The 11,839-nt window shown below is 41.9% G+C and carries 8 protein-coding genes; 2 read left to right on the forward strand and 6 right to left on the reverse strand.

What is annotated here, in order from left to right; all coding sequences use genetic code 11:
- The coding region (locus tag AB5542_RS19970; protein ID WP_368243379.1) for a TlpA family protein disulfide reductase at window positions 1-340 on the forward strand (340 nt) is incomplete at its 5' end.
- A gap of 691 nt (window positions 341-1,031) precedes the next feature.
- On the opposite strand, the gene AB5542_RS19975 is transcribed toward AB5542_RS19970, so the two are convergent.
- From AB5542_RS19975 to AB5542_RS20000, 6 genes are all read right to left on the reverse strand, one after another.
- Complete coding sequence (locus AB5542_RS19975; RefSeq protein ID WP_087419770.1) at window positions 1,032-1,970, reverse strand: DMT family transporter; 939 nt, start codon at window positions 1,968-1,970, stop codon at window positions 1,032-1,034.
- A 77-nt stretch (window positions 1,971-2,047) separates the two neighbouring features.
- Window positions 2,048-2,521 (reverse strand): RNA polymerase sigma factor, encoded by a 474-nt coding sequence (locus tag AB5542_RS19980; protein WP_087419300.1) that lies wholly within the window; start codon window positions 2,519-2,521, stop codon window positions 2,048-2,050.
- Window positions 2,522-3,087: 566 nt separating this feature from the next.
- Window positions 3,088-4,008, reverse strand: coding sequence for a hypothetical protein (locus AB5542_RS19985; protein WP_087419299.1), 921 nt, complete (start codon window positions 4,006-4,008; stop codon window positions 3,088-3,090).
- Window positions 4,009-4,037: 29 nt separating this feature from the next.
- Window positions 4,038-5,462 (reverse strand): RagB/SusD family nutrient uptake outer membrane protein, encoded by a 1,425-nt coding sequence (locus AB5542_RS19990; RefSeq protein WP_279039733.1) that lies wholly within the window; start codon window positions 5,460-5,462, stop codon window positions 4,038-4,040.
- A 32-nt stretch (window positions 5,463-5,494) separates the two neighbouring features.
- Complete coding sequence (locus AB5542_RS19995; protein ID WP_279039735.1) at window positions 5,495-8,878, reverse strand: TonB-dependent receptor; 3,384 nt, start codon at window positions 8,876-8,878, stop codon at window positions 5,495-5,497.
- Window positions 8,879-8,987: 109 nt separating this feature from the next.
- A complete protein-coding gene (locus AB5542_RS20000; protein ID WP_087419296.1) occupies window positions 8,988-10,121 on the reverse strand; it encodes a FecR family protein in 1,134 nt (377 codons plus the stop codon).
- 110 nt (window positions 10,122-10,231) lie between these two features.
- On the opposite strand from AB5542_RS20000, the gene AB5542_RS20005 reads away from it, so the two are divergent.
- The coding region (locus AB5542_RS20005; protein ID WP_368243384.1) for a glycoside hydrolase family 2 protein at window positions 10,232-11,839 on the forward strand (1,608 nt) is incomplete at its 3' end.

An 11,839-nucleotide genomic window follows, 5' to 3' on the forward strand; every position in this document is an offset into this window, starting at 1 on the left:
CGTTTACATCGACTGCTGGGCAAGCTGGTGCGGCCCCTGCCGGGCCCAAATTCCCCATTTAAAGAAATTGGAGCATGACTATGCGGGAAAGGACATCGCCTTCGTAAGCATCTCCAGCGATGACAATCGGGACAAGTGGAAAAAAACCGTGGAGAAAGAACAACTGGGAGGCACACAACTCATCATCCAATGTGCTACCAACAATGAATTTGCCGACTACTTTATCATCACGGGTATCCCCCGTTTTCTCCTCTTGGACAAGGAAGGGAAAGTGTATGATGCGTACGCTCCCCGCCCCTCGGAACCAGCCATCCGACAATTATTCGATTCGTTGCCTTGACAAATAACAATGAAATAGCAAATTTCAATAACGGGACTGCAAAAAGTAAATTTACAGTCCCATTTATTTTTTAAAGGTTGTTTGTACATAATCTCCCAACGGGAAAACCTCAACATCAAGTCAGAACTAGGGGAAATCCCACGGAGAACCTAAGGAAATAATCCTCCTTGTTCGAAACTCATTCGAAACTTCTCCGTAGCTCAAACATTACGGAATGACTAAGCTCTGAGTAAGTATCGAATGATCTCTGAGGGAGTGAGATCATTTGGGTTAAATTACCGCTTTATTGGGGTTGGATTAGGGTAATGACACTAACAGTTCAAATATGGTCAAATAGATTATTTCGGACAACCTCTCATCCTTGATCCAATTTAAGAAAAATAAATATATTTGTTAATTAACATTCAATTACAAAATCAGCAATAGAATACATTCAGTAGTTATTTCTCTTCATTTCAATGCACTTACACCGGTGTCTCACTAGTAAGTTAACGATAAGTCTTCGATAAGTTACCGATAAGTCTTCGACACGAGCCATTGATTTATCCCCGATTTTTCCTTGATATACAGCCAAGATATTAGTGAGAGTACGGTGAGAGTACGGTGAAACTACAAAGAGAATCCCCATCAACCCTTTGGATTAATGCAAAATTCCCTTTCTCATACACCAATCAACACATCGCCTACCGGGTTAACACGTCGGCTTTCTCTTTATCGGGAGTTTCGGGAAAAGTTTCCTAAAACGTACTAAATAAGTCGTAACATTACTTCCCGCAACAATAATAGTCACGGCAAAAACGATCATCATGATCCCGCACCCCACTCTTACGGTTAAAGGCTCTCCGAAAACCGTCACCCCGAAAAATACGGCTGTTAAAGGCTCCAAAGCCCCTAAAATAGCGGTTGGAGTCGAACCGATATACTGGATGGCCTGAGTGGTACAAAGAAACGATATAGCAGTCGGGAACACGGCCAAGGCAACCAGATTACCCCACAGATACCACGTGTCAACCACGTGCAGACTGGCCCCGAAATCGACACGAACCAAAAACAGAGACAACCCGAAAACTAAAACATAGAATGTCAACTTTAGTGTCGCAATCTCTCGCAACAAGGGTCTATTCACAGCGACAATGTAAATGGCATATGACAAGGCCGAGGCGATAACGAGAATCACTCCCGTCAGACTCAACACCGAACCATCTTCACCTTTGTAAAGCAAGGCAATACCACCCAACGCCAACATGATACACAAAATTGTTTGTAACGTCAATTTCTCTTTAAAGAGAAAGGCCATGATTAAGGCTACCATGATCGGGTAAACGAACAACAAGGTCGATGCAATACCGGCTGCCATGTAATTATAACTCTGGAACAAGGTAAGTGACGAGAGTGCCACCAATAACCCCATGATAATTAACGGAAGGATTTCTTTTCGTTTCAATTTAAAATCTCTTCCCCGCAACTTAATCATCGCTCCCAACACCGGAATAGCAAACAAGTACCTGAAAAAAAGAACTGAATCCGGATTCATCCCCGCCTCGTACAGGGGAAGAGCAAACAAGGGATTCATCCCGTAAGTTGCTGCCGCAATGACCCCTAACACGTATCCTTTAGCTTTTACATTCATAATTATTAAACTCTCAAGATATTTAACCCGCCAAAGGTATTGCATTTATCGTGTTTATCGTATAACAATCGACCGAATTATTTTAATAACTTCTTCAGAGTGGCAAGAGCCATATACATATGTGACCTTACTGTATTCACCGAAACATTCAATTCATCGGCCACATCCACATACTTCCGTTTCCCCCAGTATACCTCCTTAAACACTTGACGGCTGGCTGGCGGCAATTTCTCAATAGCCACATAAATTTGTTTTAAATGCTGCACGTACAATAATTCTCCTTCTATATCAACTTCCGTGTCCGACAAATTGTTGTCAGGGATCCCATTTATCAGGCATCTAGTATCTCGTAAATAATTAAAAGCAAGATGCCGCACGGCAACATACAAATATTGAATATCCACATCTTTATCTTTTCCTTGATGCTTTTCCAATACTTTCAAAAACACATCTTGTACAATGTCTTCTGCAACGGACCTCATTCTCACGATCCGAAAAACATACAAAACAAGTTGTATGTAATAATTTTTAAAAAGATCTTCCACCTTCATATTCCAGCTCTTGATTTCAACAAATCGTCAAGTACCAGAACCTCATAAATCAAATTTTGGATCAAAATGCCGTCATCTTTACCGAGATACAAGAATTTCCTCATAATATCTAAGTATTTTCATTTCTCCCCAGTCTCAAAAAAGAATATTTATCAAAATAGAGAAGGCGCAAGACTGTTAACGTTATGCCATTGATAGGTTCTAGACAACCCTGCAGAACATAAGAAAACAGCTCACGCCCTTGGCTTTATATGCGTTTACACGTATACCCGACCAAAGGGAGAACATCCTTTCCTTATTCCTTCTGCATAAATTGTCTAGATTCATCAACGAGGAATAAGCTAAACGCTTCCCAAAATTATATCAGTCTCCACTAGAGACATTGCAAATATAAGAATTGTTTAACAAAGATGTACAAACATGAGCTGTAATTGCATAAAAATAGGCAATATTTGGCAAATTAATGCGGCATATTTCAATCCATTATAACTAGAAATACCATTATCGTTTTTCATTATTAGAAACAATGAAAAACGATAACAGCACTCAAAAAATCTCTCTCTCAACTAAAGTTCCGGAATTTTTTGAATCTTAGTCTGCAACGGAATTTTAAAGCCAATTAATTCCAGTCCCAAAATAACTCCTTTCCGTCCATCTTGAGTCATGAAGCCAATCCGGTCGTCAGGAGCAACATCAATCACATCCGTCGCGTTCGAAAAATCCAATTGACGGATTTCCTCATCCCCAATCCTCATCCACGGTAAATCGACTTTGATGAATTTCGTATTCAACATTGTCGTGTGGTCATAATCCAACAAAACGGCATTTATCATCCCATCAATCTGTTCCTGAGTTTTTGGACTACCGGGCGACATGAACCGAATTTTATAATTACTCGGACCATCTTGAAAACTAAACACGGCCACATCAATTGAATCTTTTTTCGACTGGTAGAACTCATCTGTATATGGCTTATGGCGAGTGGCGGAATAGAATCGCCCGCCCGTGGCTGTCAACGGGTGTCCTCCCACGATCATTTTCACGGAATTGTAAATGTAATTTCCAACCTTGGCCTGAGCTTTTACGGACGAACGCACACCTTTATCCGTGGTAAAGGTGAAACGCATACTGAGCGTGTCGCCTATCGTCACATCGGTCAACACGATCGGATAGTTAACAACAATACTCCGGACATCACGATTAAAATACCCATTCTCATCCACGCTGATCGTATCAACGATTTCATAACGAATTTTCCCACCCAAAGGCTGAAAATCATGACTTTTCTCTGTCAGTTCCACTCGTTTTATAATATCATTCGTTGTAGCCAACACCTTAAAGCTAATGGTGTCACCGGGATTCCCGATCGGCAGAGAGGTTGTTTCCAACAAGATCACGTTAATGTCGTCCGATTGTTCCAGCACGTCACTAATATTATCACAACTATAAACCAACAATCCCAATATAAATAACTTTATATATTTCATAGTCCCTGTTATTTAATAGATTATACATATCAGATTTCCGGATTATCTTCCATATCCGGGTTATTCTGCAGCTCGCCCATAGGAATCGGAAAAGCCAGCATACCATCATCTTGATAATTGATATTGAAATCAGCCAACTTACGTCCACCACTCTTGGTTGATTTAAAACGAATTACCGTGAACCATTCACTATCATTTTCACAACAGACTTCACACAGGATTTCTTTATAGATCGCCGTCATTAGTTTATCCTCCGTATCGCAATCAGCCTCTGTCAACGCCGTGTTGCCCGAACGCCTTCTCAACACGTTCAACTCTTCGATAACATCCTTCACGGAAGCGCCACTCCGAGCTAACCCCTCAGCTTTGATCAAGTACATTTGAGCCAAACGCATATAAAAAACCGGACAATTCCCGTCTTCCCTCCATATCTTACTCCAAACCCATTGTTTTCGATCCTCACTCACCGCCTCGTATATAATATTTTGTAAGGTCTGCGAGAAACGCTTATCTTTATTCAGACCCGATCCCATGTAAATATAAGCGGTATAACCTATCGTTCCCCCGAACATTCTCTTCACACTTTCACTCTTATTATCAGCTTGTTTATACACCGTACTCGAAAGGAAACGAGAGAAAATAACTTCCTTCGAGCTATAATCCTTCGTGAAGACATCGGTAAAAGTCTCTTCCATCTGGAAGCCGCCATGATCAATCACGTCCTGCGCGAGCTTAGCAGCATTAGCGTAATCATCACCTTCCCCGCGAATCATCAACAAATTGGCTTTAAAAGCCATTGCAGCTCCTTTAGAAGCTTGAAAACAATTTGTATAATCCGGTCCGTTCTCTATGGCATAATCTAAATCCTCGATAATTTGATTATAACTATCACGCATCGTCATCCGGGCCTTGGCATTCACGGCCAAAGAAGCCGGTTCGGTACGAATCAACACCCCGTAAGGACTATTCACGTCCCAAAAGTAAGCAAAATATTTCATCAGGAACATGTGGCCGAAAGCCCTCATGAAACGGGCTTCGGCGATAATTTCTTTTTTCCGGTTTCCCCAGAACTTGCTATCGCTCAATTTATCTACATAGTAAATCACGTTATTCGCAGCATTGATCATCTGATAGGCATAACTCCATTTATCCCGAACTTCCAACCCGTCGGCAGCTAACCGTAACAAAGTCAAGGCCTCGGCATAAGTTCCGGTAGTCCACGTGACCAAACCTGAGCGTACGGCATTGTCGGCAATGTAATAAGAATCAAACACTCGCTCGCCAAGGAAAGAATACACGCCCAGCAAGGCTGTTTCCGATGAAGCCTCATCCACGATGGCATTCTCGGCAGTCAAATCATGTTTCGGAAGTTCATTCTCAAACAGACTATCGCATGAACAACAAACGTATGCAGCCCAAATAGTTATCACAATTTTTATAAAACTATATTTCATACCTGTCTCCATTTACATTTCACATTATTTTATCAGAAAGATATTCTTGCCCCGACATTAAAAGTCCGGGTCATGGGATACACGCTGTTATCTACAGCCGCACCCGCAATACGATTAGAACTAAAACTTTCCGGATTGGGTCCCGGGTAACTCGTGAAAGTGTATACATTATTTACCGAAAACGAGACATCCAAAGATTTTACAAAACCCGTTTTCTCCACGATCTTCGAGGGTACACTGTAATTCAAGTTCAAATTCTGTATCTTGAAATAAGAGGCATCGTGCAAGTAGAAATCAGAAAAATAACTTGACAACTTGTTCTCTATCTTCATTTTCGGATATTTGGAAGTCGGGTTCTCGGGTGTCCAACGTTTCAATGCAATATCCAACAAATTCGAAGGAGTGGACCAACTCATATTGAATTGTTTGCCCTCTCCATCCCAAGATTTCATATTTCCATAGCTAAAAGATCCCTGTACACTCAAAGAAAACCCTTTCCAACTGGCACGCAAAGATACTCCCCCAGAAAAATCAGGAACCGATGATCCCAATACGGTTTTATCCTCATCAGACTGATAAGCAAAATTCACCCGTCCGTCACCACTCAAATCTACAAATTTAATGTCTCCCGGAGAGGTCTTATCATATTTACTCACGCCTTGATAGGGGTAATCAGCATTCAGAGCCTCGCAACGATCCACCTCTTCTTGCGTTTGAAATATGCCATCCGTTTTGTAACCATAGAATAAACCCAAAGTCTTACCTTCTTGAATAACCGTGTTACTCAACGTGGAAGTCGTAAGTGATGACCTGAATTCCCGATCTAGATTGGTAATCTTGCTTACATTTTTAGAGATATTAAATCCTAATTCCAAACGTAGATTCTTACCATCCAGAACACGAGCATTCATGTTAAATTCGATACCTTTATTCTCGATCGAAGCCAAATTCACCGTTGCATTAGCAGTAATTCCCAAACTGGGAGCCGGAGTAAAAGGGTAAAGCACATCCGTACTCTTTTTTAAATAGATCCCTAAAGTACCCGTAACCCGGGAACGTTTTAACAACCCGAAATCAAGGGCCAAATTGTATTGCTCCGTACTTTCCCACTTCAAATCGTCATTTCCAATTTGCTTGGGAATAAAAGCCGGCTTATCTAAATATTCCGAGGATCGGAACATCGCTCTCCAACCGTATTCCCCGATAGAAGCCATCCCTGTCAATCCCCAGCTAGCCCGGATCTTCAACAGGGTAAGCCATGACTTGTCTTTTAAAAAATTTTCACCTGCAATATTCCAAGCCAATGCTATAGCAGGAAATGTCCCGTAGCGATTATTCCGGGCAAATGAAGAAGAAGCATCTCGACGAACGGAACCTGTAAAATAGTATTTCCCACCATAATTGTAATTCAAACGCAAGAAATAGGAAAACATGACAGCAGCCGAAGAACTACCATTTTTGTAAGCAAAATTAGCTCCTTGCCACAATCCGGTTTGAATTTTATCATCCGGAAAATCATTGAATCCAATGCTACAACTTTCCCGGCTACGATGCGTGTAAGTCAATCCGGCAACGACATCAAACATATTTTTTTTCAAAGCCTTGGCATAAGACAAAGTAGCCTCCAATTCTTTTTTCTGAGAAGTGGTGGTCGTTTCTATCAAACTTCCTTTCTGCCCTGTATAACTGGCACTACCGTTATAAGTTGTACTTGGTTTATAATCCCGCCCTTTTTCATCCTCATAATTATAAGAGAACATGGCACGCAAGTTCATCCCCCGAATAATCGAAGCCTCGGCAGAAACAGAACCATACAGATTTTTAGTTTTCCGATTATTCTCGTTTTGCAGTTCCACCAATGGATTACTCAAATAGTTTGTCTGATTATTATATTCATATTTATGAATATAGTATGAACCATCCTCATTATAAGCAGGAAGATCGGGACGAGCAGAGGCTGCCGTCATCAAAGATTGATTATTGATGTCATTGTCCCCGAAATCACCTTTCAGAGAAATAGCCGTCCTTAAAAATTTATACGGACGCATATCCACATTCAACGACAAGTTATATTTCTCGTCTTTCGTGTTTGGCAACATACCGACATTTTCATTGTAGCCAAAAGAAAGATAATAACGAGCCTCCGAAGCTCCTCCCGAAATAGAGAAGTTGTGAGTTTGTTTAGATGGTGTACGCATGAGTAATTTCATCCATTCGGTATTTGCCTCGCCAAAAAAACCTGGAGCCATGATAGCCATATACCCCGGATACGACTCGATTCGATCGTAGTTATTTTCCATGGCTGAATTTCTCACGGCCTCAAAAAGTAACAGTTTAAACTCCTCGGGAGAAAGCGTGTTGATACTAGATGTTAATTGTGCAAAACCACGATTATAACTATAAGAAACCCGCGGTTTACCAATCGTCTCTCCTCGCTTACTGGCAATGATGATCACACCCGCGGAAGCTCTGGAACCGTAAATAGCAGCTGCAGAAGCATCCGTCAACACGTCCAAACTTTTTACATCACGAGGATTAAGCTGGCCGATATTGAAATTATCCGGCATCGGAACTCCATCCAACACAATCAACGGATTGACATTCCCCTTAATGGAAGAAATACCGCGAATCTGAATCTGGACCTCTGCACCGGGAGCATCACTGCCTGTCAAAACATACATACCCGGAACCTGTCCTTGAATGATCTGCCCGATGTCCGTGGCAGCTGATTCAGAAAGCAATTGTTCGTCTATATGGAACACGCTCCCCGTCAAATCCTTTTTTTGAGCAGTTCCATACCCGATAGCGACGACTTCATTTAACTCGTTCACCTCTTCTTCCATGACAACCACAATCTCTTTTCCATCTTCAGCGATAAACTCCTTCGGTTTATAGCCCACAAAAGTTGCCTTCAAAGTAACTCCCGCTTTAGGAACAATAATCGTAAAAACGCCATCCACATCGGTTGTCACCCCGGCTGTTGTATTTTTAATCATAATGGTCGCCCCCGGTAATACCTCCCCGGATTTATCCCGCACGACTCCCTTGATTTCAATTCCATCCATTTTAGAAGCCTTCTTGTCGGCAAGCGTAATGACAATAGTTTTTCCTTGCAGGATATATTTCAATCCCGTGCCTTCTAAACACGTTTCAAGGGCCTCCTCCAATTTCACGTTCTTCACATCAATTGTAACATTCTTATAAGCATTAACCTGTTTCACGTTAAATAACACTTTATAAGAAGATTGAGCCTCTATCGCCCGCAATACTTGATCTAAAGATTTGTTCTTCATATTCAATGTTATATTCTGGCCATAACCTCCATAAGAGAAGCCAACCAGTAGAATAAACATGAAGCACGAGAATTTCACGCATTTCGCTATTGGCGAAAATTCAAATAATAGATTTTTTTTCATACTTTTGTTATGATTTGAATTTGTTGCTATTAGTACTTTTTTACAAATTTCGAATCGGTGCCGGAAAATGTTGCAAGCTATTTCCGGCTTTTTTCGAAATATAAATATCCTATTTCCGGATATAAACAGTTCGGTCCTTTATCTCATAGTGCATCGTTTTGGTTAATACTAGTATATCTAACACTTCGGTAATTTCATCACTCCGGGTGATTGTTCCATAGAAAAGTTCTGACTTCAGCTCTTCATTTTCAAATATGACATCCACATCATACCAACGGGCTATTTTCCTCATCAATGATTCCATGGACTCGTTATCAAAGAAAAATTGACCATCGATCCAAGAAACAAAAGATGCCACATTCACCTGACTCACAACACACTCCCCAGATGCCGTATCCACGGCACACTGCTCTCCGGCCAGCAATTTGCAGACGTTCCCATCCTCTGTCAAAATATTAACACCCCCTTGAACCAAAGTCGTCTGAATGAAAGCTTCAGAGGGGTAAGCCATCACGTTGAAAGAGGTACCCGTCACTTCCACGTCCAATTTTTTAGTTTTCACGATAAAAGGTTTCGTTTTATCTTTAGCCACGTTGAAAAATGCCTCACCTTCGAGATAAACGATCCGGGAATCTCCTGAAAATTCCGAAGGATATTGCAGTCGGGAATCAGCATTCAAACGAATCACTGTCCCATCTGCCAATGTCAAGGAAAAATCACCTCCCTTCGGAACAGACAATCTATTTAACCGGAGTCCCTCTGCCACCGCCATATTTTCTTTCGCAACGACATGATCCGTTATTTTCCCTTTATCATTCATAACTAAAGAGTTCACATCCAATACTAACGTCTTTCCATTGGCATATTCAAGAGTAACTTTTTTGGGTTCTTGTTTACAAGCAATCGAGGAAACTTCCACTTCCGGAAAAGAACGGAACAAGAACAACATTCCAATCGCAAGTAATAACACAGCTGCCATGCCTGCAACAACAAGGAAAACCATTTTCCGACCTTGTCCCCGCAATCTTTTATTTTTCTTCTGCAATTTCTTCCATTCTTTTTCAACTTGGATCATTCCCGCCAATTCCAACTCGTCGATACGTTCGTAAGAGAATTGTAATTTTTCAGCTAAATCCTGATATTCCGGAAATCTTTGAAATAATACATCCAATTCTTTCCGTTCATTTTCAGACAATTCGTTCTGAAATGCTAACGCCAATAACTCCAACAATCTCTTTTCCATTTTTTATATTTTACATACATAACACTCGTATTATAAAAATCATTAGTACTTTTTATAATTTTAACAAAAAACACTATCTTTAGACTTCAAAACCTCAAACTACATACAAAATGAAAAAACTATTCTCCACGATTATCTGTTGTTTAATCTGTTCCATGGCTTTCATGCAAGTGAAACCGGAATGGCAAGACGAGACCATACCCTTTGTCGGGAAAGAATATCCCCGGACGGCATTCATGACCTACAGTAATGTGGATAAAGCCCGGAGCAATGATTTCAACACATCCTCTGATTACAAATCGCTCAACGGGAAATGGAAATTCAACTGGGTTCCCTCCTACAAAAAACGCCCCATGAACTTCTATAAAACAGATTTCGACGATTCTGCATGGGGAGAAATTGACGTCCCGGCAAACTGGGAAGTAAACGGTTACGGAACTGCACTTTACACGAATCACCCTTACGAATTCTGTCCCCGTAACCCACAACCACCTCTTTTGCCGGAGGAAAATCCAGTGGGATCTTACCGGAAATACATCGAGATTCCCGAACAATGGAACGGGAAAGAGATATTCCTACATATCGGTGCGGTAAAATCGGGATGCTACCTGTACGTGAACGGCACAAAAGTCGGATATAGCGAGGATTCCAAGACAGCCGTGGAATATAACATTACCCGCTACTTGAAACCGGGGCGTAACCTCATCGCTCTTGAAGTATATAGGTGGTCGACGGGAAGCTATCTGGAATGTCAGGACTTCTGGAGAATCAGTGGGATCGAACGGGACGTTTACTTGTTCGCACAATCCCCCGTACATCTTCGAGATTTCTCGATCCAACAAGATCTGGACAGCACATACAAAAACGGACTTTTCGGGCTGGATTTATTCCTAGAAAACGCCAATCCCCGGCAAACGGGCCAAGTCACCGTGTCCTACCAACTGGAAAGCACCTCGGGAACACGAGTGGCAGAAGGGACACAAACCATTAAAATAGATTCCATCGCGACAGTCCATTTCGACGCAAAGATAGCTCAAGTCGCCCCATGGACGGCCGAAACCCCAAACCTGTACCAGCTGTTTATCCGGATCGAACAACCGGGGAAAAAACCGGAAATCATTCCTTTCCGGGTCGGTTTCCGAAAACTGGAAATCCGGGGGAACCAATTCCTAGTAAACGGTCGTGCCGTACTGATTAAAGGCGTGAATTATCATGAACACAACGAGCACACGGGTCACGTTCTCAGCGAGGCGGATATGCGCAAGGATTTCGAGAACATGAAACGCCACAATATTAATGCCGTACGATGCTGCCATTACCCCCAGCAAAGACGCTTTTACGAACTTTGTGATGAATACGGATTTTACGTTTGTAACGAAGCGAATATAGAATCCCACGGTATGGGCTACGATCTTCGCAAGGGAAGAACACTAGGGAATAACCCGAACTGGCTGAACGCCCATATAGATCGGACGATAAACATGTACGAAACCGGGAAGAATTATCCCTGTGTCACGTTCTGGTCTCTGGGGAATGAAGCCGGGAACGGGTATAACTTCTACATGACTTACAACTGGCTAAAATCCAAGGACACGACACGTCCCGTACAGTACGAGAGAGCCTTGCTCGAATGGAACACGGACATCTACTGCCCGCAATACCCGGGCGCAACCACGCTGGAAAAATGGGGTAACACGCAAACGGATCGCCCTTATATC

The organism is Butyricimonas sp. RTP31003st1_G1_RTP31003_210430, assembly GCF_040920905.1.
Taxonomy (GTDB): domain Bacteria; phylum Bacteroidota; class Bacteroidia; order Bacteroidales; family Marinifilaceae; genus Butyricimonas; species Butyricimonas paravirosa.

Bases quoted from the DNA above. Each gene is read 5' to 3' on its own strand.
- AB5542_RS19975 (WP_087419770.1), bottom strand. From the start codon at position 1,970: ATGAATGTAAAAGCTAAAGGATACGTGTTAGGGGTCATTGCGGCAGCA.
- AB5542_RS19980 (WP_087419300.1), bottom strand. From the start codon at position 2,521: ATGAAGGTGGAAGATCTTTTTAAAAATTATTACATACAACTTGTTTTG.
- AB5542_RS19985 (WP_087419299.1), bottom strand. From the start codon at position 4,008: ATGAAATATATAAAGTTATTTATATTGGGATTGTTGGTTTATAGTTGT.
- AB5542_RS19990 (WP_279039733.1), bottom strand. From the start codon at position 5,462: ATGAAATATAGTTTTATAAAAATTGTGATAACTATTTGGGCTGCATAC.
- AB5542_RS19995 (WP_279039735.1), bottom strand. From the start codon at position 8,878: ATGAAAAAAAATCTATTATTTGAATTTTCGCCAATAGCGAAATGCGTG.
- AB5542_RS20000 (WP_087419296.1), bottom strand. From the start codon at position 10,121: ATGGAAAAGAGATTGTTGGAGTTATTGGCGTTAGCATTTCAGAACGAA.